General features: G+C 72.5%; 20 protein-coding genes and 1 pseudogene. 10 read left to right on the top strand and 11 right to left on the bottom strand.

Annotation, left to right across the window (positions count from 1 at the left end):
* Positions 1–112: 112 nt before the first annotated feature.
* Entirely contained in the window at positions 113–1,237 is a 1,125-nt protein-coding gene (locus R2S09_RS24970; RefSeq protein WP_306190645.1) for a PLP-dependent cysteine synthase family protein, read from the top strand.
* A 28-nt stretch (positions 1,238–1,265) separates the two neighbouring features.
* On the opposite strand, the gene R2S09_RS24965 is transcribed toward R2S09_RS24970, so the two are convergent.
* Entirely contained in the window at positions 1,266–1,739 is a 474-nt protein-coding gene (locus R2S09_RS24965) for an SRPBCC family protein (RefSeq protein ID WP_306190644.1), read from the bottom strand.
* A gap of 95 nt (positions 1,740–1,834) precedes the next feature.
* Positions 1,835–2,662: a DeoR/GlpR family DNA-binding transcription regulator gene (locus tag R2S09_RS24960; RefSeq protein ID WP_030164439.1), complete on the bottom strand. Its 828-nt coding sequence runs from the start codon at positions 2,660–2,662 to the stop codon at positions 1,835–1,837.
* 308 nt (positions 2,663–2,970) lie between these two features.
* Here R2S09_RS24960 and R2S09_RS24955 point away from each other — a divergent pair, with 308 nt between their 5' ends.
* Positions 2,971–5,406, top strand: coding sequence for a hypothetical protein (locus tag R2S09_RS24955; RefSeq protein ID WP_399144585.1), 2,436 nt, complete (start codon positions 2,971–2,973; stop codon positions 5,404–5,406).
* On the opposite strand, the gene R2S09_RS24950 is transcribed toward R2S09_RS24955, so the two are convergent.
* From R2S09_RS24950 to R2S09_RS24935, 4 genes are all read right to left on the bottom strand, one after another.
* The gene (locus tag R2S09_RS24950) at positions 5,376–7,817 is read right to left on the bottom strand and encodes a right-handed parallel beta-helix repeat-containing protein (RefSeq protein WP_306190643.1); all 2,442 of its coding nucleotides are present in this window, start codon (positions 7,815–7,817) and stop codon (positions 5,376–5,378) included. The genes R2S09_RS24955 and R2S09_RS24950 overlap by 31 nt on opposite strands.
* 154 nt (positions 7,818–7,971) lie before the next feature.
* Positions 7,972–8,577, bottom strand: coding sequence for a hypothetical protein (locus tag R2S09_RS24945; RefSeq protein WP_316743421.1), 606 nt, complete (start codon positions 8,575–8,577; stop codon positions 7,972–7,974).
* 230 nt (positions 8,578–8,807) lie between these two features.
* Positions 8,808–9,632 carry an MOSC domain-containing protein gene (locus R2S09_RS24940; protein ID WP_306190641.1) on the bottom strand — a complete coding sequence of 275 codons (825 nt, stop codon included), beginning with the start codon at positions 9,630–9,632 and terminating at the stop codon, positions 8,808–8,810.
* Positions 9,633–9,673: 41 nt separating this feature from the next.
* Positions 9,674–10,126, bottom strand: a complete 453-nt coding sequence (locus R2S09_RS24935) for a DUF6643 family protein (RefSeq protein ID WP_306190640.1) — start codon at positions 10,124–10,126, stop codon at positions 9,674–9,676.
* Positions 10,127–10,421: 295 nt separating this feature from the next.
* On the opposite strand from R2S09_RS24935, the gene R2S09_RS24930 reads away from it, so the two are divergent.
* Entirely contained in the window at positions 10,422–11,798 is a 1,377-nt protein-coding gene (locus R2S09_RS24930) for a TerD family protein (RefSeq protein ID WP_316743419.1), read from the top strand.
* Positions 11,799–11,837: 39 nt separating this feature from the next.
* Here R2S09_RS24930 and R2S09_RS24925 read toward each other — a convergent pair whose 3' ends face one another.
* The gene (locus R2S09_RS24925; RefSeq protein WP_316743338.1) at positions 11,838–13,019 is read right to left on the bottom strand and encodes a glycosyltransferase; all 1,182 of its coding nucleotides are present in this window, start codon (positions 13,017–13,019) and stop codon (positions 11,838–11,840) included.
* A 57-nt stretch (positions 13,020–13,076) separates the two neighbouring features.
* Here R2S09_RS24925 and R2S09_RS24920 point away from each other — a divergent pair, with 57 nt between their 5' ends.
* Positions 13,077–13,862, top strand: coding sequence for a glutamate racemase (locus tag R2S09_RS24920; protein WP_306190638.1), 786 nt, complete (start codon positions 13,077–13,079; stop codon positions 13,860–13,862).
* 105 nt (positions 13,863–13,967) lie between these two features.
* Positions 13,968–14,510 carry a hypothetical protein gene (locus tag R2S09_RS24915; protein WP_306190637.1) on the top strand — a complete coding sequence of 181 codons (543 nt, stop codon included), beginning with the start codon at positions 13,968–13,970 and terminating at the stop codon, positions 14,508–14,510.
* A gap of 264 nt (positions 14,511–14,774) precedes the next feature.
* On the opposite strand, the gene R2S09_RS24910 is transcribed toward R2S09_RS24915, so the two are convergent.
* On the bottom strand, positions 14,775–15,830 hold the full coding sequence (locus R2S09_RS24910; protein WP_316743417.1) for an O-antigen ligase family protein: 1,056 nt from the start codon (positions 15,828–15,830) through the stop codon (positions 14,775–14,777).
* Between the two features lie 350 nt (positions 15,831–16,180).
* Between R2S09_RS24910 and lnt the strand changes: the two genes are divergently transcribed.
* The 5 genes and pseudogenes from lnt (at position 16,181) to R2S09_RS24885 (ending at position 21,528) form a co-directional block, all read left to right on the top strand.
* Positions 16,181–17,809, top strand: a complete 1,629-nt coding sequence (gene lnt, locus R2S09_RS24905) for an apolipoprotein N-acyltransferase (RefSeq protein ID WP_316743335.1) — start codon at positions 16,181–16,183, stop codon at positions 17,807–17,809.
* A gap of 68 nt (positions 17,810–17,877) precedes the next feature.
* Complete coding sequence (locus tag R2S09_RS24900; RefSeq protein WP_306190635.1) at positions 17,878–18,357, top strand: NUDIX domain-containing protein; 480 nt, start codon at positions 17,878–17,880, stop codon at positions 18,355–18,357.
* A gap of 27 nt (positions 18,358–18,384) precedes the next feature.
* Positions 18,385–18,731 (top strand): annotated as a pseudogene (locus tag R2S09_RS24895) (SDR family oxidoreductase); the annotation flags it as partial.
* A 76-nt stretch (positions 18,732–18,807) separates the two neighbouring features.
* On the top strand, positions 18,808–20,808 hold the full coding sequence (locus R2S09_RS24890; RefSeq protein ID WP_316743331.1) for a GAF domain-containing protein: 2,001 nt from the start codon (positions 18,808–18,810) through the stop codon (positions 20,806–20,808).
* A 156-nt stretch (positions 20,809–20,964) separates the two neighbouring features.
* Positions 20,965–21,528 carry a dihydrofolate reductase family protein gene (locus R2S09_RS24885; protein WP_306192683.1) on the top strand — a complete coding sequence of 188 codons (564 nt, stop codon included), beginning with the start codon at positions 20,965–20,967 and terminating at the stop codon, positions 21,526–21,528.
* Between the two features lie 104 nt (positions 21,529–21,632).
* Here R2S09_RS24885 and R2S09_RS24880 read toward each other — a convergent pair whose 3' ends face one another.
* The 3 genes from R2S09_RS24880 to R2S09_RS24870 all read right to left on the bottom strand — a co-directional run bounded on the left by R2S09_RS24880 (position 21,633) and on the right by R2S09_RS24870 (position 24,867).
* Positions 21,633–22,535 carry a carbohydrate ABC transporter permease gene (locus R2S09_RS24880; RefSeq protein WP_306192684.1) on the bottom strand — a complete coding sequence of 301 codons (903 nt, stop codon included), beginning with the start codon at positions 22,533–22,535 and terminating at the stop codon, positions 21,633–21,635.
* Positions 22,532–23,425, bottom strand: a complete 894-nt coding sequence (locus tag R2S09_RS24875; RefSeq protein WP_316743329.1) for a sugar ABC transporter permease — start codon at positions 23,423–23,425, stop codon at positions 22,532–22,534. Before R2S09_RS24875 ends, R2S09_RS24880 begins: the two co-directional genes overlap by 4 nt.
* 143 nt (positions 23,426–23,568) lie before the next feature.
* The gene (locus R2S09_RS24870) at positions 23,569–24,867 is read right to left on the bottom strand and encodes an ABC transporter substrate-binding protein (protein WP_306192686.1); all 1,299 of its coding nucleotides are present in this window, start codon (positions 24,865–24,867) and stop codon (positions 23,569–23,571) included.
* Positions 24,868–25,439 lie beyond the last annotated feature (572 nt).

Below are 25,439 nucleotides of genomic sequence, written 5' to 3'. Positions count from 1 at the left end.
TGACCCGCCCAAAGTGGTGTTTATGCAGGTGAGAAGCGTGCCGAAGATGTCTATCATCGGTCGCGTCCGGCCGCGCGACACGCCGTCGGCGCCCAGAGTGAGGAGTCCCGCCGTGAGCACCATCGAGCAGCGCCGGACCGGTGAAACGCTGGACCTCGACCGCAGCGACAGCGGCTACCGGGACTGGCTCAAAGAGGCCGTCCGCAAGGTCCAGGCGGACGCCAACCGGTCGGCCGACACCCACCTGCTGCGCTTCCCGCTGCCGGAGGACTGGGGCATCGACCTGTATCTGAAGGACGAGTCGACCCACCCGACCGGCAGCCTCAAGCACCGCCTGGCCCGCTCCTTGTTCCTCTACGGCCTGTGCAACGGCTGGATCCGGCCGGACCGCCCGGTGATCGAGGCCTCCAGCGGCTCGACGGCCGTCTCCGAGGCGTACTTCGCCAAGCTGATCGGCGTGCCCTTCATCGCGGTGATGCCCCGCACGACGAGCGCCGAGAAGTGCCGCCTGATCGAGTTCCACGGCGGACGGTGCCACTTCGTGGACGACCCGCGCACCATGTACGAGGCCTCCGCCCGGCTCGCGGTGGAGACCGGCGGCCACTACATGGACCAGTTCACCTACGCCGAGCGCGCCACGGACTGGCGCGGCAACAACAACATCGCCGAATCCATCTTCCGCCAGCTGGAGTTGGAGCGCTTCCCGGAGCCCGCGTGGATCGTCGCCACCGCCGGCACCGGCGGCACCTCCGCGACCATCGCGCGCTACGTCCACTACATGCAGTACGACACCCGCATCTGTGTCGCCGACCCGGACAACTCGTGCTTCTTCGAGGGCTGGGCGACCGGTGATCCGGAGGTCACCTGCGACTGCGGCTCGCGCATCGAGGGCATCGGCCGGCCGCGCATGGAACCGAGCTTCGTGCCCGGTGCCGTCGACCGGATGATGAAGGTGCCCGACGCGGCCGCCGTCGCCGCCGTACGGGCGCTGGAAGGGGCCATCGGCCGCAAGGCGGGCGGCTCGACCGGCACCGGACTGTGGAGCGCCCTGAAGATCGTCGCCGAGATGCTGGCCAAGGGGCGCAAGGGCAGCGTGGTCACGCTGCTGTGCGACCCGGGCGACCGCTACCTCGACAAGTACTACTCGGACACATGGCTGGCCGATCAGGGCCTGGACAGCGCACCGTACACGGCCGCGATCGACACCTTCCTCGCCACGGGGGAGTGGCCGCGCTGAGCAGGACGGCCGGTGCGCCCCGGGCCGGTCAGCGCCCGGACAGGCGCCGGTCCAAGGCGGTCACGGCGCCGCGGAAGGCGCGCCCGAATCCCGGCCGGCCCAGAGAGAGGGCGAGCCGGAAGACCGTCGTACCGTCGGCGGCGACGGTCCACCGCACCCGCGTGCCGGTCCCCGCCGGTGCCAGCCGCCACTCCTCGACCAGCGCACGGGCGCCCGGCGCGTTGGTGACGTCGACGCGGTAGGCGTACACCGCGGGGGACCGGGCGACGAGCACCGCCTCCTCGAACCGTGTCCCGCCCCAGAGCCGGACGTCCCGCTTGGCGCCGCCCCCGAGCGGCCGCGCGGAGGTCACCGCCGGGAACCACTGCGCCCAGCCCGGCACGTCCTCGGCGAGCGCGGAGAAGACCCGCTCGGGGGAGGCGGAGACCTCCCGCGCGAAGACCAGCCGTACCGGCGCGGTCTCCACGAAGCCGCTCTCCACGGGACGCAGACGGTGAGCCATGGACAAGACCCCCTTCACGCACGGCGACAAGGCGGTGGACGAGCACCGCTGCCACCGTAGCTGACGCCCTATCAGCCAGCCCAAAGAGGGCCCCTTCAGACGTCTTCCCCGTCCCCCGGCTCGCCCGCCACCACCAGCCGCAGGTGCTCCGAGATCTCCGCGCGCGCCTCGGCCGGCAGCCCGGCATCGGTCACCAGCGTGTCGATCCGCTCCAGCGTGGCGAAGGAACTCAGGCCCACCACACCCCACTTGGTGTGGTCGGCGACCACCACGACCCGCCGCGCGGACTGCACCAGGCGCCGGTTGGTCTCCGCCTCCGCGAGGTTCGGCGTCGACAGACCGGCCTCGGCCGATATTCCGTGCACGCCGAGGAACAGCATGTCGAAGTGGAGCGCGGCGATCGCCTGGTCGGCCACCGGCCCCACCAGCGAGTCGGACGGGGTGCGCACCCCGCCGGTCAGCACCACCGTCGCCGCGCCCTGCCGCTGGCCCGAGGCGCGCTGCGCGGTGTGGAAGACGTCCGCCACCCGCACCGAGTTGGTGACCACCGTCAGGTCCGGCACGTCCACCAGATGATGGGCCAGCGCGTACGTCGTCGTACCGCCCGACAGAGCGATCGCCGTGCCCGGCGCGACCAGCCGCGCCGCCGCCCGCGCGATGTCCTCCTTGGCCGTGAGTTCCAGGCCCGACTTGGCCTCGAAGCCCGGCTCGTGCGTGCTGGCCTCCACCACCGGGACCGCGCCGCCGTGCACCTTCTCCAGCACACCCTGGCGGGCCAGCGCGTCCAGATCACGGCGGATCGTCATGTCCGACACGCCGAGCTTCCGGGTCAGCTCGTTGACCCGGACACCGCCACGGCGGCGGACCTCGTCCAGGATCAGGGCGCGCCGCTGCTCCGCGAGGAGGTTCTGATTCTCACTCACGTGTGCTCCGGTTCCTTTCGCCTCACACCGTCCGACACGCCCGGCCTGCCCGCCCCGACGAGGAGGTTCGCCGTACCGCGGGTGCGCGGACGTCCCATCCTTTCACGGGTCGCCCCCCGTTGCGCCATCGCCCGCCGGGACGCGCACCTGTCGTGACGCGCGCAGCCCTGCCGCGATTTCGCCCCGGCTGCCGTCACCCGGATCGGGGAGATTCCGTTACAGGGGGTGTGCGGGCACGCCGGCGGCGGCGATCCTGGAGTCCGCACGGACACAGGCGACGACGCGGCATCACGGGGGAAGTGCGGACAGTGGAACGCGCACAGCTCGATCCAGCGGCGCCCCACCCGGACGGGCCGCCCGGCACGGACCGCGAGCCGGGCCCGGCCGCGCCGCCCGCACCGGCCGGAGCCGCCCTTGAACTCCTGGTCCACGGAGTCGGCGGCACCACACCCGAGAAGATGCTGGACGACCCGCGCACCGTGCGGATCACCGGCGACGACACGGCCGCCGTCTACCGGCGCGCCACCGACGTCGACGCCGAGACCCGGCCGGAGCGGACCCACGGCGGCGGCCGGCCGGTGCCCGAGGCGTACGTCTGGTGCAACCTCACCTCAGGCAACGGCAGCCGGGCGCTGTGGCTGCTGCTGCTTCCGTTCATGGTCGTCAACCTCGCCCACTGGATGCGCCCCACCGCACACGGCCGCCCCCGCACGGTGCGCCTGTACGGCCTGCTCGTCCGGCTCACCGGTCTGACCCTGACCGTGCTGCTCGTCGCCGCCGCCTGCGAGGTCGCGCTCGACCTCGCCGTCTGGCAGTGCGCGGGCACGCGCGCGTGCGCCGCACGCCACTCCTGGCTCGGCTTCCTCTCACCGGGCACCGGCGGCTGGTGGAGCACGCCCGGCCGCCGGCTCGCCCTCGCCGCCATGGTCCCCACCGCGCTCACCGGACTGCTGTGGTACCTCTCCCACCGCACCTGGAGCGCCTACGAGTCCCAGCAGCCCCTCTCCCGCGAGGGCGAATCCGAGCCCGGGGAGGACGACGACAGCGGCGCCCTGGGCCGTCCCGGCTTCTGGTACGGGCGCCGCCTGGTGGCCCGGCTGCGCGCCGCCCACACCGCAGCCGGCCTGCTGACCGTGGCCGCCGCCGTCGCCACCCCGGCCGCGCACGCCGACCGGCGCCCCGGCGGTTCCACGGCGCTGGACGCCATGGGCTGGCTCCTGCTGGCCGCCCTGGCCGGCACGGCGGCCGTCGTGCTGGGTGTGGTCTGCCGCCGGGGCCGCAGCGAGCACCGGCCCGACCGGCGACTGGACCGCCACCTCGTACGCCGGCTGCCCCTCGGCGCACTCCTGCTGCTCGTGCTCGCCGCGCTGTACGCCGGGTGGGCGCGCCCGCAGTGGCACTCGACGGGCCGGCTGGCGGGCGACGCCACCTTCGGCGGCATCGCGCTGGGCCAGGGCCTTCTGGTCCTCGCCCTCGCGGTCACCGCACACCGACTGCACCGCACCCGACCCCCGGCCCGGAGCGCAGGTCCAGCGGCAGACGCCTCCACCGGCCCCCGCGCCGCGCTGCGCGGCCTCGGCGGACCGGCGGTCGCCATGCTGGCCTGCGCGCTCGGCGGACTGATGTCCGGCGGGGTCGCCCAGCGCGAGTCCGACTGGCTGGACGGCACCGGCACCTCCATCCCGGGGCCGCCGGTCCTGCTCACCTGGCAGGCGTCCGTCATTCCGCCGCTGCTGCTGATCCTGCTGGTGCTCTGCGGTCGGCCGGCCGGGCACGCCTGGCGGCTGGCCCGAGCCGAACGCGCCTTTGTGGAACGGGAGTACCCGGACGAGCCCAAGGACCCCGAGCGCACCCGCCGGATCGCCCGCACCCGCGCGATGGCCACCCTCACCGACGACGGCCCCCTCGTCGTCGGCGTCACCTCCGCGGCCACCCTCCTGCTGGGCGCCGCGGCCCTCGCGGGCGCCCTCGGCAGCGGCAGGACACCGGTGGGGGCCGCCGACGGGGCGCCCCCCGTCGTCCAGGGCGCCGCCGAGACCGCGCAGACGCTGGGCTCCTGGCTGATCGGGCTGGGCTTCGTACTGCTGGTCACCTGGGGCCGACGCGCCTACAAGGACGCCTCCGCCCGGCGCACCATCGGCATCCTCTGGGACATCGGCACCTTCTGGCCGCGCGCCGCCCACCCCTTCGCCCCGCCCTGCTACGCCGAACGCGCGGTGCCCGACCTCACCTGGCGGATGGCCACCTGGACCCGGGCCACGGGCGGCCGGCTGGTTCTCTCCGGCCACTCCCAGGGCAGCGTGCTGGCCGCCGCGGCGGCCTGGCAGCTCACACCGTCCGTGCGGGGCCGGGTCGCGCTGCTCACCTACGGCTCCCCGCTGACCCGGCTCTACGGCCGCTGGTTCCCCGCCCACTTCGGGCCGGCCGCCCTCGCCGCCCTGCACCGCGACGTCGACTGCTGGCGCAATCTGTACCGGCGCACCGACCCCATCGGCGGCCCCATCGGGCTGCCCGGCGGCAGCGGCCCGGAGGTGGACCACGCCCCGCTGAAGGACCCGCTCGGCTACGGCCGCACCGCACTGCATCCCCTCCCCGCCCCGATCCTCGGCCACTCCGACTACCAGGCCGACCCGGCCTTCGCCGAGGAACGCCGGCGGCTGCTGGCCCGACTGCGCCCGGACCTGCCGGCCCCACGGGAAGAAGGGAAGGAGGCTCAGGGCAGTGCGGGCAGGTCCTCGGCGTAGAGCAGCGTCAGATCGTCGGTGCTCGGATCCTCGAGCTGTGCCACCCGGCCCGCGTGCCGCTCCACCATCGCCTCGAAGGTCTGGCGCGCGGTACGGCCGTTGCCGAACGCGGCGCCCTTCGGGATCTCGGTGAAGTACTTCACCAGCGCCTCCGCCGTCCCCGAGGCCAGCCGGTACTCGTGCTCCTCGGCCTGCTGCTCCACGATCCGCAGCAGTTCGTCGGGGCCGTAGTCGCCGAAGGTGATGGTGCGGGAGAAACGCGAGGCCACCCCGGGGTTGACGGACAGGAAACGCTCCATCTCGGCCGTGTAGCCGGCCACGATCACCACGACCGCGTCCCGGTGATCCTCCATCAGCTTCACCAGTGTGTCGATGGCCTCCTTGCCGAAGTCACGCCCGGCGTCCTCCGGGGAGAGCGCGTACGCCTCGTCGATGAACAGCACTCCGCCGCGCGCCCGTTCGAACGCCTCCTGGGTGCGGATCGCGGTGGAGCCGATGTGCTCACCGACCAGGTCCACCCGGGACACCTCGACGAGATGGCCCTTCTCCAGCACACCGAGCGAGGCCAGGATCTCGCCGTACAGACGCGCGACCGTCGTCTTGCCGGTGCCGGGGGAGCCGGTGAAGACCAGATGGCGCTTGACCGACGCGGCCTTCAGACCGGCCCGCTGCCGCCGCCGGCCCACCTCGATCATGTCGGTCAGGGCGCGGACCTCCCGCTTCACGCTGTCCAGGCCCACCAGCGCGTCGAGTTCGCCCAGCACGTCCTTCGCGGTGCGCGCCGGCTGGTCCGGTTCCGGCGCGGTCAGCAGCGGCTCCTGCTCGGTGCTGCGCTGCCCGGGGATGGCGCCCAGCAGACCGGCTGCCGGGTTCACCGTCTGCTGCACCGCCGCCTCCCGTGCCACGGGCGGGTGGACCCCGCCGCTCTGGTCGCTGGTGCAGTCCTCGACCACCGGCCCCGACCCGGCCGCCGCGTCCGGCCCGCCGTCGGCGAACTCGTAACCGCCGCGCGCGCACCGCTCCGTACGGCACTTCCTCAGCGTCGTACGGCAGCCGTCGATCACATGGAAGCCGTAGCCGCCGCTGCCCGTCACCCGGCAGCCCAGGAAGCTGCCGCGCCCCCCGGCGGAGACGTAGAAACCGGCCTCGGCGGGGGAGGAGACGGTGCAGCGCTCGATGGTGGGGTCGGCGCCCTTGGTGACGATCACGCCGGTCTGCGTGCCGTCCACCGTGCAGTTGTTGAGCGTGCCTCCGCTGCCGTGGTCACGGAACCAGGCGCCGGTGGCCGCCTCCTTGATCCGGCAGTCGTCGAGCTGAGCGGTGGCGCCGTCGCTCACCGACACCGCGGTGTTGCGCACCTGGGACAGGTCGCTGTCGACGACGTCGGCGCGGGAACCCCGGTCCAGTACGAACAGCGCGTCCGGCACGTCGTGCACCCGGCAGGAGTCCAGGACCGCCGTCGCGCCGTCGCTGACCCACACCGCAGGATAGTCGCCGGTGCTGTCGAAGATCTCGCACTGGTTGGCGTCCACCCGTGTGCCCGGGTCCCACACCGACAGGCCGTTGCGACCGAACCGGCGCACCGTGGTCCGGGTCAGGGTCAGCACCGAACGCGAGCGCAGATCCACCGCGTTCTCCGGGATGTCGTGGATGCGGCAGTCGGCGAGGGTGAGGACGGCGTCCGTGTCGAGGGTGACCCCGTCCGCGGTGGTGCGGTGCACATCGCAGTCGGTGAGGTGCGCCGTGGCCCGCCCGGTGATCTGCACACCGCTGCCCCGCACCTCGTACACCTCGCAACCCACCGCCTCCAGGGCGGTGTTGTCGCCCGTGACGGTGATGCCCGCGCCCGCGGTGTGGTGGACGCGGCAGCGCTCCAGCCGCGGGTGGGCGCCGCCGCGGACCGCCACGCCCGACTGCCCGGCCGCGACGATCTCGCACTCCTCGAACACCCCACCGCCGCCGTCGAGTACGGCGAGGCCGATGCCCGCCGGGTTGTCGACGGTGCAGCGCCGCACGGTCGGCCGGGCACCGGCACGCACCTCGACGCCCGTCGCGGACCGGGTCACGATCCGCACGTCCCTCAGCTCCGGCGCGCCCTCCTCCACCAGCAGGGCGGGCGCGGCGGCGTCCTGGCCCTCCACATGAAGGTCATGCACCACCGCCGAGGCGCGCACGGTCAGCGGCACCCCGTCCACCGGGGCGATCCGTACCGACCCCGCGGAGCCCTCGGGTCCCCGCAGCGTCACCGCCCGCTGGACGACGAGGTTCTCGCGGTAGGTGCCCGGGGCCACGGTGAGGACGTCGCCGTCCGCCGCGGCCTCCAGGGCGGCGGCGAGCGACGCGTACTCACCCGTGCGGCGCCGCCACCGCGAAGTGCCGGTGTGCGTCACCTGGACCGTGCCCTGTGCCATGGCGTTGCTGTGCCCCCACCTCGTCGTACTGATGGCGCGTTCACCGTCGGGGCACGCCCCTACGGCTCGCTCGTGCGCGGGTCGTTGCCGAATGCGTCGGCCGGTCCACCGTAGCGTGCGCGCGGACGGTCGGTTGACCGGAGGCGGCAGGTCGTCAGCTGCCGGTGCCGGTGCGGCCCCAGTCAGGGCCCGCGCGCTCCCAGGCCCGGTCCCAGCCCGCGTACCGGCGGCGGAGCAGTCGCCAGACGATCAGTCTGCGTACGCACTCGACCAGTCCGGCGGTCAGCATGGCGGCGCCGAGTCCGGCCAGCACGGCGTGTGTGGTGGCCGTGGCGGGGTCCAGGGGGCGGGTCACGGTCCGCCCGCGCGCGTCGGTCCACAGCGTGAAGTGGTCGCCGCGACGGGGGGATTTGAGGTCCGTGGTGACCTGGCCGTGCCGCTGCGTGCCGTCCGGGGCGGTCCAGTCGGCTTCGACGCGGCTGCGTATGTCCCGCCCCGAGGAGATCTCCGGGTCGGGCGCCGGTGCCACCTGATGCACCTTCCTCACCACGGTGGCCGTCACCATGTGCCGGGTCTGACGCTGGTCCCGCACCGACTGCTGGAGGGCGCCCTGGGCGGCGGAACCGACGAGGACGCCGAGCACGGGGGCGGCGACCAGGATCAGCAGCAGGGCCGCCAACGCCACCCAGGACTCGGCCAGATCGGTCGTGCGCCGCAGCGGATTGCGCCGCCAGCGCCACAGGCCGCAGATCGCTCGCATCTCCGGCACCCCCCTTCCCGCTCCGTTGATAACCCCCCGCGGAGCCGCTCACCCGTGAACCCGGCCGAAGAGAGAGCCAAATCACCCCCGGCCCGGAGCTCTCATGAAGCCCTCACGACATCCCAACGACCGGTCACCGGCCCGGGTTCCCGGACGGAGGCCGTCGCCGCCCTTTCGAGGAGCGCCCTTTCGAGGAGCGCTCGTTCAAGCAGTGCTCGTCCAAGGAGCGCTCATTCGAGGATCGTGACCGGGTCGCCGACGCGTATGGTGCCGGTCGCCTCGGGCACCAGGTTCTGCCCGAAGACCAGTTCGCCGCCGAAGCGGCGGTGTCGGCCGAGGGTGCGCAGGGGCTCCTTGCCGCGCGCGGCGGTGGCCTGGTCGGTGGTGGTCACCACGCACCGGCCGCAGGGCCGGGCCACACGGAAGGCGACCTCGCCGATCGTAATGCGCCGCCAGTCGTCCTCGGCCCAGGCGGGGGTACCGCCCACCACGACGCTCGGCCGGAAGCGGTTCATGGGCAGCGGGCCCTCCTCGGCGTGGTCGCCCTCGGCGATCAGCGAGTTGAGGGAGCCCAGCGAGGCGAGCGAGGTGAGCAGCAGTGGATAGCCGTCGGCGAAGCTCACCGTCTCGCCCGGCAGCGCGTAGTCCGGGTCGACGGACCGGCGCGTGGCGGGGTCGTCCATGTGGACGAGACGGACGCCGGCTCCCACGAGGCCGCTGCACCAGGCGTGCGCGGCGTCGTCGGCCGGGACGGCCTCCACCTTGTCGCCGAAGATGTCCACGGTCACCGTGGCACCCGGCTGCGGGACGGGCACGACGACCGGCTCGCGGCGCGGCGCGGACAGCCGAAGGCCGCCGCCGGGCACGAGCTCGGCGACGGCCAACGCGAGGTACGGCTGCCGGCGTTGCGTGACGACCTTTCCCCCGTCGTCGATCAGCACCCAGCGACGATCCCCGGCCAGCCCCCAGGGCTCCACGACGGCCTCCCGGAGCCCCAGGGCCCGGAACGCCTTGACCGGGTGGATGTGTATCGAGCGCAGTTCCGCATTCCCCATGACCTCATCCTGCCAGGCGGCATGGACGGGCGAGGAGCGGATCAGTACCCGCGGTACTGCTGGTTGTTGTACGGGTCCTGGTAGGGCGTCGGTGCGGGCCGCGGGGCCGCGGGGCGCATCGCCTCGTAGCCCGTGCCGCCCGCCATCGGGCGCGGTGGCATCGGCTGCTGCGGGGCCGGGTATCCGCGCGGCGCGGTGGCCTGCTGGGGGATGTACGCCGTGGGCGCCTGCTGCAGCGGGGTGGGCTGCGGCGCCTGCGGGTAACCGTAGGAGGGCTGGGACGGAGCCGCCGGGAGGGCGGGCAGCGCCGAGTGGAGCGCGGGCAGGTGGCTTCCCGGGGCGGGCAGGTGGCTTCCCGTGTCGTACGGCGCGGGGACCCGGATCGGGGCGATCTGCGGTGTGCCCCGCTCGGCGACGAGCGAGTCGTAGATCGGAGTGTCCGGGAAGGAGGCGGAGTAGTAGCCGCCGCCATAAGTGGAGCGGGGGGAGGTCATGGCACATAAGTTAAGCCCACGATGTGCTGGTTGGGGAGACCGATAAGAGGGTTGTTTTCCGTGTCGGCGGTGACGCGGAATACCCAATGCGAGCGAACTTGGTGAAAAAGGGGCGTCACTCGGGGCCCGGATCGTGTAAAGGGCGAGTTCCCGAGGGGTTACCGGAGGTTGCGCACGCGTGTTCCGGCGCTCGCCCGTGGGTGTACGCGCCGACCGGGCATAGGTTGGGCGGGAGGGAGACGGCGGACCGCCGGGCACGGCCGGGCCGACACACGTGATGGGGGCGAGCATGTCCATGTTGAAGGGGTCGAACACGCCGGTGCCGAGCACCGCTCTGCGCGTCGAGGTGGGCCGGCGGTCCGGCCCGGGCATCCCCGACGTGGATGCCTCGGCGCTGCTGCTGGTGAGCGGCAAGGTGCGCTCGGACGGCGACTTCGTCTTCTACAACCAGCCCGCGCACCCCTCGGGGTCGGTGCGGCACGAGGGCAAGCGCGACCTCGGCGGCCGGGTCATCGACACGCTCCTGGTCGACCTTGCGCGCGTGGAGCCCTCGATCGACCGGGTCGTGCTCGCGGCCTCGGCGGACGGCGGCACGTTCGGTCGGGTGCCGGAGATGTACATCGAGGTGCGGGACGCCGCCGCGGGCACGTCGGTCGCCCGCTTCGACAGCACCGGCGCGAGCGTCGAGACCGCCTTCGTACTGGGCGAGTTCTACCGCCGCCAGGGCGCCTGGAAGTTCCGGGCCGTGGGACAGGGCTACAGCAGCGGACTGGAGGGCCTCGCCACGGACTTCGGCATCACGGTCGACGAACCGCAGCACCCGGCGCAGCCCACGGCTCCGACGCCGTACCCGGCACCGGCGCCGCGCCCGGGACCGACGGCAGCACCCGCGCCCGCGTCCTCCCCGGCCATGGCACCGCCCCCCGCCGGGCCGCCCGTGCCCCTGCCCCCGCCCGTCGCCCCACCGGTCACCGTGCCGCCACCCACCACGGCACTCACCACGCCCCCGCCGTCGGCCCCCGCGGCGTCTGCCGTCCGCCTCACCAAGGTGACGCTCACCAAGGCCGCCCCGTCGGTGTCGCTGACCAAACAGGGCGGCACCTCGGGGACCATGCGCGTGAACCTGAACTGGCAGGTGCGCAAGCAGTTCGCCGGCTGGGGCAGCAAGCGCGGCCGGGCGGTCGCGATGCACAGGGACCTGGACCTCGACCTGTGCGCCCTGTACGAGTTGTCGGACGGCCGCAAGGGTGTCGTACAGGCCCTCGGCAACGCCTTCGGCTCGGTGCACCGGCCCCCGTACATCCACCTCGACGGCGACGACCGCACCGGCGCCGTGGCCACCGGCGAGAACCTGACGATCAACCTCGACCACACGAACGACTTCCGGCGCATCCTCGTCTTCGTGACGATCTACGAAGGCGCCCGCTCCTTCGCCGACCTGCACGCCACCGTCACCCTTCAGCCCCAGCACGGCGCCGCCGTCGACTTCTCCCTCGACGAATGCACCGTGCCCTCCACGGTGTGCGCGCTCGCCCTGATCACCCACACCGGGAGTGACCTGGTCGTCCAGCGCGAGGCCCGCTACCTCGTGCCCGCGCGCGGGGTGAGCCCCCAGCGCACCGTCGACCAGGCCTACGGCTGGGGCATGAACTGGACGCCCGGCCGCAAGTGAGCGGCCCACCACTGCCCGTGGGGGCCCGCCGGTGAGCGCTCAGCCCTCCTCGGGCACGGCGTCCGGGCGCGCGTAGGTGCGGCCCTTCCAGGCCGCACCCCGGCCCCGGTAGTGCTGCACCGCCGAGTCCACCGTCATCAGCAGATAGAGGAACGCCGTGAACGGCAGCAGCGGAGCGAGCCACAGCGGCTGGCGGTAGTACCGCAGCATCGGCACGTACGTCGCCGTCATCACCAGCCACGCCGAGCCGCCGGCCCCTGCCGCCGCCGCGCCGCCCGCCGCCAGGCCCGCGACCAGCGCCACCGGAGGCACCAGGTACACCAGCGCCAGCCCGGCGACCGTGCCGAGCAGCAGCAGCGGGTTGTGGCGCAGTTGCGCGTAGGCGCTGCGCGAGACCATCCGCCACAGGTCGTGCAGGAGCGGATACGGGCGCACGCTGTCCACCCGGTCGGCCAGGCCCAGCCAGATGTGCCCGCCGCTGCCCTTGACCGCCCGGGCGAGGGCCACGTCGTCGATCACCGCGTGCCGGATCGCGTCCGGGATCCGCGCCCGTTCGGCGGCCTCGGCGCGCAGCAGCACGCAACCGCCCGCGGCCGCCGCCGTCCGACCGCCCCTGCGCCCGATCCGGCGGAACGGATACAACTGCGCGAAGAAGTAGACGAACGCCGGAACGACCAGCCGCTCCCACAGGGATTCGACGCGCAGCCGGGCCATCTGCGAGACGACGTCGAAGCCCTCGGTGCGGGCCGCCGCCACCAGCCGGCGCAGGCTGTCCGGGGCGTGGGCGATGTCGGCATCGGTCAGCAGCAGGTACTCGGGGCCACGCGCGCGTGCCAGGCCGATGCCGTGCCGTACGGCCCACAGCTTGCCGGTCCACCCCGCGGGCGGCTCGCCCGGCGAGCTCACGGTCAGCGGCAGTCCGCCGGCACGCCGCGCCAGTTCCCGGGCCAGCTCACCGGTGCCGTCACTGCTGCCGTCGTCGACGAGGAAGACCTCCGCCCGCCCCGGGTAGTCCTGCGCGAGCAGCGACGGAAGGCTCTCACCGAGCACCGCGGCCTCGTCCCGCGCGGGCACCACGACGCAGACCGCCGGCCAGTCGTCCGGGGCCGGCTCCGCCGCGGGTGGCAGTCTGACGTCCGTACGCCAGAAGAAGCCCTGGCAGAGCAGCAGCCACAGCCAGGCGGCCAGTGATGCGACGGCGGTCCACACGATCACGCTCACGCGCGCAGTCTGCCCCACCGGAGCATCCGGTACGACGGGATCGTCTATCGTGGCCGGGTGAAGATCGCGCTCATGGACTCCGGAATCGGGCTGCTGGCGGCCACCGCCGCGGTGCGGCGCCTGCGCCCCGACGCAGATCTGGTGCTCTCCATGGACCCCGCGGGCATGCCCTGGGGACCACGCACTCCGGAGGACCTCACCGCGCGCGCGGTGGCCGTCGCCGAAGCCGCCGCCGCACTCGGCCCGGACGCCCTGATCGTGGGCTGCAACACCGCGACCGTGCACGCGCTGACCACCCTGCGGGACCGCCTCGAACCGGACCTGCCGGTCATCGGCACGGTGCCCGCGATCAAGCCGGCCGCGGCCGGCGGCGGGCCCGTCGCCATCTGGGCCACCCCCGCCACCACCGGCAGCCCCTACCAGCAGGGGCTCATCCGCGACTTCGCCGACGGCGTGCCGGTCACCGAGGTGCCCTGCTGGGGGCTGGCGGAGGCCGTGGAGCACGCCGACCAGGCGGCGATCGACGAGGCCGTGACCGCCGCCGCCGGGCTCACACCCGACGACGTGACGACCGTCGTCCTCGGCTGCACCCACTACGAACTGGTCGCCGACCGCATCCGGGCCGCCGTGCAGCGCCCGGACCGCCCCCCGCTGGCGCTGCACGGCTCGGCGGGGGCCGTCGCCGCACAGACCCTGCGCCGGATCGGTGCCCGCCCCGAGCCCGAGGCCGCCGCCGCGGGCACCGTCACGGTGCTGCTCAACGGGCAGGAGGGCGCACTGCCCGTGCCGGCCCTCGCGTACGTGGAGGGCCGCCTCCTCGAGGCCGTCACCCCCGCCGGATGACGCACGGTCGCGTCCCGGGCACACCCGGCACGTACGCGCAGGTGCGGAACACTCCCCGTGTGCGACGCGCTACCCGCGGGGCGAAACCTGAGTAACCTCATTGACATGAGGGACCACTCCCGCAGCGAGGACGGGCCGCACCCCGAGGTCTGGACGGGCCGCGCCACCAACCGCTTCCAGTGGCTGCTGGCGCTGGTCGGCGCCGCCTGCCTGGCCCTCGGCATCGAGCTGGCCGTGGACTCGGCCTGGAGTTCCGGGATCGCCCCGCTGGTGATGTCCGTCGTGGGCTGCATCGCCGCCGGGCTGCTGGTCCTCTTCGGCACCCTCGCCTTCGTCCATGTCGCACTGAAAGTCGACAAGGAGACATTGGAGGTGCGCTGCGGTCACATCGGCCTGCCGCGCCGGCGCATCCCGCTCGCCCATGTGGCGGGCGCCGAGTTCGCCCCCCACGTCACCCCGCGCCACTGGGGCGGCTGGGGCTACCGCTGGCGGCCCGAGAAGGGCACCGCCGTCGTCGTACGGCGCGGTGAGGGCGTCGTGCTGCGCCTGTGGGACGGGCACACGTTCACGATCACCGTGGACAACGCCGAGTCGGCGGTACGCGTGATCAAGGACCGCCTGCACCCGCCTGCACCCGGCCGGGTCTGAGCGGCGCCGGCTTTCTCCGGCCGGGGCCGAGTGGTGGCGGCGGCTCCGATCGGGTCTGAGCGGCCGCGTCGGGGCGGATGTGCCCGAGCGGGTTCGCCGTACGCGCCGCCGACGCCGACATGCTCGCGGACCCGGAGACCCGGCCTCGCCATGGCGTCGGCCGGTCCTGCCGGGGGCATGGCGCCGGCCTCTGCCGCCTGGGGGCGCACGGCGCCGGCCGGTCCCGCCGGGGCCCGCTGCCGCATCCTCGTCGAGCTGGTCCCCTCAAGGCGCCGGCTGGTTCTGTCCGGGCCGTCGTCGCAGGTCCGTCGGGCCGGCTTCGTCACGGTGCCGGCCCGTCCCGTCCGGGCCGCTCCCGTATCGCGTCGGGCCCGCCTCGTCGGCCAACGGGCGGGCCGTCGCCGTGCCGGCCAGCAGACCCGCGCCCACCGACACGGCGGTGAAACTCAGCGCGTCGCCCACGGCGGCGATCACCGCGAGAGCCGTGAGCGCCGCGCCCGCGGTGAGGGCGAGCGGCGTGGGACGTGCGGTCCGCCACAGCGCGTAGAGCATCCAGCCGTACGCCACCGCCAGCAGCCCCACGCCGATCAGCCCCTGCTCGGCCGCCTGCTGGAACAGCGCCGAGTGCGGCCTGCCGTCGGGTTGCAGCGACTGCGCGGCCGTCGGACTGAAGTCTCCGAAGCGACCAGGTCCGGCACCCAGGCCCGGGTTCCGATGGGCGAGGTGCAGCGCGTCCCGCCACAGCTGGACGCGGTGCTGTGTCAGCCAGCCCTCCAGGGTCTCGGCGAGCCCGTCGGGCAGGACCCGCGCGGCGACCGCCCAGCTCGCCCCGGTCACCGCGGCCGCGACGAGGGCGAGGCCCGTGATGCCGGGGCCGCGACGGCGCATCCGGCCCGCGGCGAGCGAGCAGAACAGCACCGCGGTGCAGCAGACGAACCCGCTGCCCGAGCCGAGAACGACCGCCGTCAACGCGATCGCGACGGCCAGCGCACGCAGCGCCAGCCGTACGACGGGGGCGGTCGCCGCCCAGGCGGCGCAGCAGGCGGCACCCGCGGACAGGGTCAGCACGGCGGCGGTGGCGCCCGCGTGCCCCAGCGGACCGGCGAACCGCGGCCCCGGCGCCAGCCCGGGGACCGCCACCACCAGCGTCAGGCCGGCCAGCGCCCCGGCGCAGGGCGCGGCGACCGGCAGCAGGGCGCCGCCTATACGCCCGGTCGCGTACCCGGCGGCCACGGCCAGCACGGCGAGCAGCACGCCCTCGGGCCGGCCCTCGTGCAGCGCGCCGGTGACCAGCGACCAGGTGGCGCAGGCTCCCAGCATCACCACACCGGCCGCGTCGGAAACGTTTCGCCGCCCGTCGTCCGCGTGTCTTCCGTCGTCCGCGCGTCTTCCCCCGTCCGCCCCGCCCGCGGACGTCATCTCGGTGGACCGCACCCCTCGCCCCCCGCAACCCCGGTCGCCCCCGGCCCGTTCCCCTGTCCGGCCGGTCCACTCCGGCCACGACAGGCCGCAGACCGGGCCCCCGGGCACACCGTAACGGCTGATGACCGGATTGTGGACGTCCCGTGCGGGAGCCAGGCGGACTTCGGCAGGTACCGCGTCCAGGTCCGTGGCGTACGCCCCACGGACCGAGCTGTCGAGGCCCAGGTCAACCGCCGTAGACTCCCGGGATGACCGTCACCGCAACTTCCGTCGGCGAGTCGGAGCGGCTGAGCCCGCAGTCCGCCCCCGCGCCCTGGCGCGCGAGGCTCGTCCGGCTCGTGCCCGCCGCTGCCGCCGTGCTGTCCGGGCTGCTGCTCTACGTCAGCTTCCCGCCGCGCACACTGTGGTGGCTGGCGCTGCCGGCGTTCGCCGTCCTGGGCGGGGTGCTGCGCGGCCGGGGCTGGAAGGCCGCGCTGGGCCTCGGCTACCTCTTCGGCCTCGGTTTCCTGCTGCCGCTGCTGGTGTGGACCGGCGTGGAGGTCGGACCCGGTCCGTGGCTGGCGCTCGTCGCGGTGGAGGCGGTCTTCGTCGCCCTGGTCGGGGCGGGCATCGCCGCGGTGTCGAAGCGGCCGGCGTGGCCGGTGTGGGCGGCGGCCGTGTGGATCGCCGGTGAGGCGGTACGCGCGCGCGTGCCGTTCAACGGCTTCCCCTGGGGCAAGATCGCCTTCGGGCAGGCGGACGGCGTGTTCCTTCCGCTGGCCGCGCTCGGCGGCACACCGGTGCTCGGCTTCGCCGTGGTGCTGTGCGGCTTCGGCCTGTGCGAAGCCGTGAGGGTGGCGGTGGAAGGGCGGCGCACCCGTGCCGTGCGGCGGTCGGCCGCCGCCGCGGCCCTGCTCAGCGTGGCCGTGCCGGTGGTGGGCGCGGTGGCCGCCCGCGGCCTGGTCAGCGACAGGGCCGAGAACGGTACCGTGACGGTCGCGGTCATCCAGGGCAACGTGCCGCGCTCGGGTCTGGAGTTCAACGCCCAGCGCCGCGCCGTCCTCGACTACCACGTGCGCGAGACGCTGCGCCTGGCGGCCGATGTGAAGGCGGGCAAGGCCGCCCGGCCCGACTTCGTGCTCTGGCCGGAGAACTCCTCCGACATCGACCCCTTCGTCTACCCCGACGCGCGCATGGTCATCGACCAGGCGGCGAAGGCGATCGGCGTGCCGATCTCGGTGGGCAGCGTCGTCGAGCGGGACGGCAGGCTGCTGAACGAGCAGATCCTGTGGGACCCGGCCAAGGGGCCCGTCCAGACCTACGACAAGCGGCAGATCCAGCCGTTCGGCGAGTACCTGCCGCTGCGCTCGCTGCTCGGCGCGATCAACAAGGACTGGACCTCGATGGTCCGCCAGGACTTCAGTCGCGGCACCGAGCCGGGCGTGTTCACCATCGACGGCGCCAAGGTCGGTCTGGCCACCTGCTACGAGGCCGCCTTCGACTGGGCCGTGCGTGACACGGTCACCCACGGAGCGCAGATGATCTCCGTACCGAGCAACAACGCGACCTTCGACCGCAGCGAGATGACCTACCAGCAGCTCGCCATGTCCCGGATCCGCGCGGTCGAGCACAGCCGGACCGTCACCGTCCCGGTGACCAGCGGTGTCAGCGCGGTGATCATGCCCGACGGGCGCATCACGCAGAAGACCGGCATGTTCACCCCCGCCTACCTGGTCCAGAAGGTGCCGCTGCGCTCCTCCAAGACGCCCGCGACCGAGCTGGGCATCGCTCCGGAGATCGCCCTCGTCCTCCTCGCCGCGGGTGGCCTGGGCTGGGCGATCGGGGCCGGTGTCCGCGGGCGGCGCACCGAGGCCACGGAACCGGCCACGGCCGGGTAACCGTACGCCGGACGCACGTCCCCGGACCGGGATCCGGGGACCCGGCCCGGGCCCGTTAGGGTCGCTCCATGGCCACTCCTGACTTCATCCGCACGATCCGGGCCTCCGCCGGCCGCCAGCTGCTGTGGCTCCCCGGGGTCACCGCGATCGTCTTCGACGACGAGGGCAACGTGCTGCTGGGCCGCCGCTCCGACACCGGCAGATGGTCGGTGATCGGGGGCATCCCGGACCCCGGTGAGCAGCCGGCCGCCTGCGCCGTGCGGGAGGTCCACGAGGAGACCGCGGTGCGCTGCGTCGCCGAGCGGGTGGTCCTCGTCCAGGCACTGGAACCCGTCACCTACGCCAACGGCGACATCTGCCAGTTCATGGACATCACCTTCCGCTGCCGTGCCGTGGGCGGCGAGGCACGGGTCAACGACGACGAGTCCCTGGACGTGGGCTGGTTCGCGGTGGACACCCTGCCCGACCTCGACGAGTTCGGGCTGGTGCGGATCAAGCAGGCCCTCTCCGACGGACCCACATGGTTCGAGCCCATGAGTTTTGAGTGAAGTGTGGGGTCATGCCACATGTAGCCTGAAGGCGCGCCGCACGGCGTCACGTCCAACTGCGTCAACCCGCGCTCTGTGCGCACCCCCTGGTCGAGAGACAGCTCGCCGAACAGGCGCGGGCCCACGGCATCCGCGAGGAGCCCGTCCTGTCCTAGGGTGTCTCGCCGATCATGCCGGGCTCGCGGCGCCTGGCACCGCTCCCTGATCCGGCCTGATCGACGAGACACCCCCTGCTGCTCCTTCAGGACTGCGCGGTCGAACGGCTGATCGAACCGGAGGAGGCCGCCGAGGCCGTGGCCTGCCTGTGCGGCCCCCAGGCGTCCTTCGTCACCGGCACCTCGCTCGTCCGCGACGGCGGCTGGACCGCCCACTGACCTGCCCGGAGCCCACCCGCCGCCGAGTTTTCCACAGGGCTCAACGGGCGACGGGCGAATAATGAATCCTGTGAGCATGTCCAGCGATCACGTGCGGTCCGCGGACCGCTCCACCGCCGATGCGGCGACCCCGCCCGGCACCGGCGCCCTGCCGCACGGCAGCGACGGGCCCCCGCGCGGCGAGGGCACCGGGTGCCACGCAGATGCACCGTTCCTCGAGCTGCTGTCCCGCGGCGCGCCCGCGGACGCCTACGAGCAGCCGGTGCTGCGCGCCCGCGCCGAGGGCCGGCCGGCCGGCTGCGTCGCCGCGCTCGAACACGCCAAGCTGCTCGCCCTGCGCGTCCGCGCCGAACTGGACGGACGCCGCCGCCGGGAGGCGGAGCTGTCCGCCCTCTTCGAGACCGCCCACGACCTGGCGGGCCTGAGAGACCTGGACTCGGTGCTGCCGGCCATCGTGCAGCGCGCCCGCTCCCTGCTCGGCACCGAAGTCGCCTACCTCACCCTGAACGACCCGGCCCGGGGCGACACCTACATGCGCGTCACCGAGGGCTCGGTGGCCGCCCGCTTCCAGCAGCTGCGCCTGGGCATGGGGGAAGGGCTCGGCGGACTGGTCGCCCAGACCGCGCGGCCCTACGTCACCGACGACTACATGAAGGACGCCCGCTTCCAGCACACCGGCTCCATCGACGCCGGCGTGCAGGACGAGGGCCTGGTCGCCATCCTCGGTGTGCCCCTCATGCTCGGCCCACAGGTCATCGGCGTACTGTTCGCCGCCGACCGGCGGGCCCGGGTCTTCGAACGCGAGCAGATCGCATTGCTCGGCTCCTTCGCGGCCCTCGCCGCGGCCGCCATCGACAGCGCCAACCTGCTCACCGAGACCCGCTCGGCCGTCGCCGACCTGGAACACGCCAACGAGATCATCCGCGACCACAGCGGCGCCATCGAACGCGCCTCCGACGTCCACGACCGGCTCGCCGAACTCGTGCTGCGCGGCGGCGGAGTCCATGACGTGGCCGCCGCGGTCTCCCAGGTCCTCTCCGGCACCGTCGAGTTCACCGAGGCCACCGCCGCACCGGCCGGCCCCCTGGAGGCCTCCCGTGCCGAGGGACACGCGGTGCGGCACGGCGACGACTGGATCGCCGCGGTCACCGCGGGCGGAGAACTGCTCGGCGCGCTGGTGCTGCGCGGCCACCCCGGCCTCGACCCCGTCGACCAGCGCACCCTGGAGCGCGCCGCCATGGTCACCTCACTGCTGCTGCTGGCCAGACGCTCGGCCGCCGAGGCCGAACAGCGCGTCCGCGGCGAACTGCTCGACGACCTCCTCGACGCCCGGGACCGCGACCCGCGCCTGCTGCGCGACCGCGCCACCCGGCTGCACGCCGACCTGGACGCCACGCATGTGGTGCTCGCCGCCCGGCTCGATGCCCCGGCCGCCGACGCCGACCAGGAGGCCGCTGCCCGCCGGCGGCTGTGGTCCGCCGCCTCCCACCTGGCCGCCACCCGCCAGGGCCTGGCCGCGGCCCGCGACGGCGGCACCGTCCTGCTGCTGCCCCTCCAGCCCGGCACCACCGCCACGGACCTGGCCCGCCGCACCGCCCACCACCTCGGTACCGCCGTGCACGAGGCGGTCACCGTCGGCGCCTCCGCCCCCGTGGGCGACCTCGCCGCCCATCCCGACACCGCGGCCGCCGCCTACGCGGAGGCACGGCGCTGCCTGGAGGCCCTGCGGCTCCTCGGCCGCACCGGCGACGGCGCCGCCGTCGAGGACTTCGGCTTCCTCGGTCTGCTCCTGGCCGGCGACCGGGACATCGCCGGCTTCGTCGACCGCACCATCGGCCGGGTCACCGCCTACGACGAGCGCCGTGGCACGGACCTCGTACGCACCCTGGAGGCGTACTTCACCTGCGGCATGAGTCCGGCCCGCACCAAGGACGAGCTGCACGTGCACGTCAACACCGTCGCCCAGCGCCTGGAACGGGTCGGCCGCCTGCTCGGCGACGACTGGCAGACCCCGGCCCGCACCCTGGAGATCCAGCTCGCACTGCGCCTGCACCGCCTGTCGGCGCACCAGCACTGACGCCCGTTCGCGTGTACGCATACGGGGGCCGGTGGAGCGGTCGCTCCGAGCTGGGCGCGTGTGGGGCGGGGAGACCTGAGGGGATCCCATGGCCGCGATGAGTCCTGCGGCCTCCGGCGGTCCTACCGTCGAGCCCGTTACCGAGGAGAACTTCTGATGCGTAGTGTGACCTATTCGATGAACGTCTCACTTGACGGCTACATCGCCGGGCCGGACGGCGGCTTCAACTGGACGGGGCCCGACGAGGAGGTCTTTCGCTCCTGGATCGACGAGATCCGAGAGGTCGACGTCCACCTGTTGGGACGACGGCTGTACGAGACGATGCTGTACTGGGAGACCGCCGACCAGGATCCATCACTCGACGACTCCATGCTCGAGTGGGCCGCGCTCTGGAAGCCGCTCCCGAAGGTGGTGTTCTCCACCACGTTGTCGGCGGTGCAGGGCCATGCCCGGCTGGCCTCCGGCGGCCTGGCGGAGCAGATCGAGCGGTTGCGAGCCGAACCGGGGGAGGGCGACATCGCGATCGGCGGCGCCACGCTCGCCGCCGAGGCGGCCGCGTCGGGTCTGATCGACGAGTACCGGGCCAGGGTCTGCCCGGTGCTGGTCGGCGGTGGCATTCCCTTCTTCCCCCAGCAGGAGCGCCGGGTGGATCTCGAACTCGTCGAGACCCGCACCTTCAGCTCAGGTGTCGTCTACCTCCGCTACCGCGTGGTGCGCTGAGCGGCGCCTTTGAGAACCCTTGTCCGGTCCTGCCGGCGCTGTCGGGGCTCTTTGAATTCCCGAAGAGCCCCGACAGCGGGCAGGTGATGAAGGCGGTGCCGGTTTCAGCCCTTCACGGCGCCGGTGAGACCGCCGACGATCCGCTTCTCGAAGACCGAGAAGAAGACCAGCGCGGGGAGCATCGCGAGCGAGGTGAACGCGAGGACCTTCGCGGTGTCCACGGAGTACTGCGAGGAGAAGGCCTGGACGCCGAGCGGCAGGGTGAAGTTCGCCTGCGAGTTGAGGATGTACAGGGGCAGGACGTAGTTGTTCCAGCTGTTGACGAACCCGAGGATGCCGACCGTCACCACCCCGGGCAGTGACAGCGGGATCACCATCCGGACGAAGAACCCGAGCCGGCTCGCCCCGTCGATGGCGGCGGCCTCCTCGAGCTCGTTCGGAATGGCCTTGAGGAACGGAACCAGGATGATGACGGTCATCGGCAGGCCGAAGGCGATCTGCGGAATGATCACGCCCAACAGGTTGTCGAGGAGGCCGAGGTCCTTGACGACGATGTACAGCGGGGTGATCGCGATGACCAGCGGGAACATCAGGCCGGCGGCGAACAGGGAGTACATCGCGCCCTTGAGCTTGAAGTCGTAGCGGGCGATCACGAAGCTCACCATGAGGCCGAGGATCACAGTGCCGACGGTGCTCGCGAGCGCGACGATGACGGAGTTGGCGAATTCGCCCCAGAACGTCACCGACCTCAGAACGGCGGCGTAGTTGCTGAAGACCCAGGGCTGCGGTAGCGCGGCCGGGTTCGTGGTGATCTGCGAGTTGGTGCGGAATCCGCCGAGCACGATGTAGAGCACCGGCGCGACACAGGCCCCGATGAAGAGCAGCGCGACGAAGTAGGTGAAGGGACTCCCCCACTTCTGCGGCTTGTCACGAGAGCCGCGGCGGCCGGTGGGCGCCTTCGGCTCGGCTTCGGAGGACGACCAGGAGTCGGCGGTGGTCGCGCTCATCGGTTGGCTCCTTCGGTGACGGCGCCCTGGAGGTCGCGGCGCAGGACGAAGCGCTGGTAGATCAGCGCGACGACGAGCGAGATCAGGAACATCACGACCGCGATGGCGCTGCCGTAGCCGTAGTTGCCCGCGTTGCGTCCCTGGGCGACCATGTAGATCGCCATGGTCGAGGTGCCCGCGGTGCTCGCCACGTACGGACCCCAGATGATGAAGACCAGATCGAACAGTTGCAGCGAGCCGATGATCGACAGGAACGCCCAGATGCGGATCGTCGGCGCCAGCAGCGGCAGCGTGATACGACGCTGGATCTGCCAGTAGGAGGCGCCGTCGATCTGTGCGGCCTCGAAGAGTTCGTCGGGGATCGACTGCAGGCCGGCGAGCATCAGGATCACCGCGAAGCCGATGTACTTCCACGTGATGATGGCCATCAGCGTCCAGATGGCCAGCTTCGGGTTGGAGAGCCATTCCGCTTGCAGGAAGCCCAGACCGAGGTGGTGCAGCAGGTCGTTGACGGCGCCGCTGCTCTGGAGCATCAGGCCCCAGCCGGTGCCGACGATGACCTCGGAGATGATGTAGGGCGCGAAGATCAGGACGCGGATGACCGAGCGGCCGCGGATCCTCTGGTTGAGCAGGAGCGCGAGGACGACCGCCAGCGGGCCCTGGATGACCAGGGAGAGGACCAGGACCAGTCCGGTGTGCCACAGGACTTGATGGAACGCGGGGTCGGTGAGGATCAGCTTGTAGTTGTTCAGGCCGACCCAGTCCGTGGGCGGCCCGTAGCCGTGCCACCGGTAGAAGCCGTAGTACGCCGCGAGCGCGATCGGAAAGATCACGAACGCGAGGAACATGATGATCGCCGGTCCGGACAGGAGCGCGATCTCGAGTCGCATCTTGGCACGGCCGCGGCGGCGCGCAGCCGCGCGCGCCGAAGTCGGGGGCGCGGCCACGGCCGCGCCCCCGACTCTGGGCGTGCCCTGCGACTGGCGGCCGGTGGCCGGGTCAGTACCCAGGGTGTCGCTCATGGTGTGCTTACTCAGCCCTTCGCGGCAGCGGCGTTGGTGTCCTTGACGATGTCCGCGGCGGTGCCCTTGCCGGCCAGCAGGTTCACCACGGCGGTGTTCATGGCGTTGCCGACGTTCTGGCCGTACAGGGTGTCGAGGAACATCATGGAGTAGGGGGCCTTGTTGAAGGCCTGCAGCGTCGAGACGTTGTAGGAGTCGGTGACGACCTCCTGGGCCTGCTTGTTCACCGGGAGCGTGATGAAGGCCTTGGAGTAGGCCTCCTGCTGGTCCTTGGTCACGAGCCACTGGAGGAACTCAAGGGCCTGCTTCGGTGCCTTCTTGGACAGCGAGTACCCGTCGAGGCCGGCCATGATGGCGCTCGGGTCGCCCTGGCCGCCGGTCACCGCGGGGAAGGGGAACCAGCCCAGGTCGGGGAGCGGCTTCTGGTCCTTGGTGAGGCTCTTGATCACACCGGGGTCCCAGTTGCCCATGAGCTCCATGCCCGCCTTGTGGTTGGCGAGCAGGCCCGCCGACGACCCGGCGCCCTGCTGCGACGTGGACGTCAGGAAGCCCTTCTGGAAGGGCTCGACCTTCAGGAACGCAGCCAGGTCGTCGCCCGCCTTGGTCCAGCACGGATCGTTGAACTTGAGCTCCTTGGCCGCCGTGTCCATGGTGTTCCGGCTGCACTCGCGCAGGGCGAAGTTGTAGTACCAGTGTGCAGCCGGCCAGGCGTCCTTGGCGCCGACGGCGATCGGCGCGACGTTGATCTTCTTCAGCTTCGCGACGTCGGCCTTGAGCTCGTCCATCGTCGTCGGCGGCGCGGAGATGCCGGCCTGCCTGAACAGGTCCTTGCTGTAGTAGATGCCCTCCGGCTGGGTGTCGAGCGGCATGGCGTAGACCTTGCCGTCGATCGAGTACCCCCCGAGGGCCGCCGCGCCCGCGTTGGCCTTGTCGGTGTCGGTGAGGTTCAGCTCCTGGAGCTGGCCGGCGTCGACCTCGGCACGCATCTTGCCGCCACCGCGCTGCAGGAAGATGTCCGGCGCGGTGTTGGCGTTGAGCGCGGTCTGCAGCTTGCCGTCGAGATCCTCGTTCTGGATCATCTGGATCTTGACCGTGACGTTCGGGTGCAGCGCGTGGTAAGCCTTCGCGGCGTTCTTCCAGTACACGTCACCGGCCCCGGGCTGCGCGTTCTCCCAGACGGTCAGGGTGACCTTGCCGTCGGCCGAACCGCCGCCGCTGCCGGAGTCGTTGCCGCCGGCACACCCGGTGGCGGCGAGCGCGATGCCCAGGCCGATCGCGACGGCCGTCGCGCCGCGTGCTTTCCTCGTCATCGTGGAGACTTCCTGATCTGTCGTCAAAGAAACAATGGATGGATGCAAATGGTCTGCGCGAAGTAATGGACTGTTGACTGCCGAAAGCCTTTTAGGTGCGCTGATCTGGGTGTTCGAGCGGCAGGGCGACCGTGGTGACAGTGAGGGTCTGGGTATGCGAATTCGCGACGATCACTGCACCCGTGCTTCCCCCCTCCGGGCATGCGTGGGTGGACGTGCCAGGTGGACGGGTGTGACCGTATGGAGTCGTCTCCGTTACGGGGAGGCTTCGATCGCTGGAGAGTATGCGCTGGGCGCAGAGCGGCAGTCAATTGATTCGTTTACGAAAGTTCGCCGAAAGTTACGACTGGCCGTCGGAGGCGGTTGCCGAAACCTTTCGACCTCCCTCGGATGAACGGCCCACCGGGCAACCCGGCTTGAGTGGCCGTCGTGGCGACCGTCGGTACGGCGGTCGCGAGGTGGCGGGGCGGCCCCCCATTCCGCGGGGTGCGGCCGCTTGATCGCCTGCGAACCTTTCGGCGTTACTCGCGAATCGTTGCGAGAGGTATTGACGTCGTTCACCGGCTCCCTAT

Origin of the sequence: Streptomyces sp. MK7 (assembly GCF_032658145.1) — a bacterium.
Taxonomy (GTDB): domain Bacteria; phylum Actinomycetota; class Actinomycetes; order Streptomycetales; family Streptomycetaceae; genus Streptomyces; species Streptomyces spiralis.
This window is presented reverse-complemented; position numbering and strand designations above follow the sequence as displayed.

What these genes read in the sequence shown, in the direction of transcription:
- R2S09_RS24965 (WP_306190644.1), bottom strand. Translation starts at nt 1,739, where the DNA reads ATGGCTCACCGTCTGCGTCCCGTGGAGAGCGGCTTCGTGGAGACCGCG.
- R2S09_RS24950 (WP_306190643.1), bottom strand. Translation starts at nt 7,817, where the DNA reads ATGGCACAGGGCACGGTCCAGGTGACGCACACCGGCACTTCGCGGTGG.
- R2S09_RS24945 (WP_316743421.1), bottom strand. Translation starts at nt 8,577, where the DNA reads ATGCGAGCGATCTGCGGCCTGTGGCGCTGGCGGCGCAATCCGCTGCGG.
- R2S09_RS24940 (WP_306190641.1), bottom strand. Translation starts at nt 9,632, where the DNA reads ATGGGGAATGCGGAACTGCGCTCGATACACATCCACCCGGTCAAGGCG.
- R2S09_RS24935 (WP_306190640.1), bottom strand. Translation starts at nt 10,126, where the DNA reads ATGACCTCCCCCCGCTCCACTTATGGCGGCGGCTACTACTCCGCCTCC.
- R2S09_RS24930 (WP_316743419.1), top strand. Translation starts at nt 10,422, where the DNA reads ATGTTGAAGGGGTCGAACACGCCGGTGCCGAGCACCGCTCTGCGCGTC.
- R2S09_RS24915 (WP_306190637.1), top strand. Translation starts at nt 13,968, where the DNA reads ATGAGGGACCACTCCCGCAGCGAGGACGGGCCGCACCCCGAGGTCTGG.
- R2S09_RS24910 (WP_316743417.1), bottom strand. Translation starts at nt 15,830, where the DNA reads ATGCTGGGAGCCTGCGCCACCTGGTCGCTGGTCACCGGCGCGCTGCAC.
- lnt (WP_316743335.1), top strand. Translation starts at nt 16,181, where the DNA reads ATGACCGTCACCGCAACTTCCGTCGGCGAGTCGGAGCGGCTGAGCCCG.
- R2S09_RS24900 (WP_306190635.1), top strand. Translation starts at nt 17,878, where the DNA reads ATGGCCACTCCTGACTTCATCCGCACGATCCGGGCCTCCGCCGGCCGC.
- R2S09_RS24890 (WP_316743331.1), top strand. Translation starts at nt 18,808, where the DNA reads ATGTCCAGCGATCACGTGCGGTCCGCGGACCGCTCCACCGCCGATGCG.
- R2S09_RS24885 (WP_306192683.1), top strand. Translation starts at nt 20,965, where the DNA reads ATGCGTAGTGTGACCTATTCGATGAACGTCTCACTTGACGGCTACATC.
- R2S09_RS24880 (WP_306192684.1), bottom strand. Translation starts at nt 22,535, where the DNA reads ATGAGCGCGACCACCGCCGACTCCTGGTCGTCCTCCGAAGCCGAGCCG.
- R2S09_RS24875 (WP_316743329.1), bottom strand. Translation starts at nt 23,425, where the DNA reads ATGCGACTCGAGATCGCGCTCCTGTCCGGACCGGCGATCATCATGTTC.
- R2S09_RS24870 (WP_306192686.1), bottom strand. Translation starts at nt 24,867, where the DNA reads ATGACGAGGAAAGCACGCGGCGCGACGGCCGTCGCGATCGGCCTGGGC.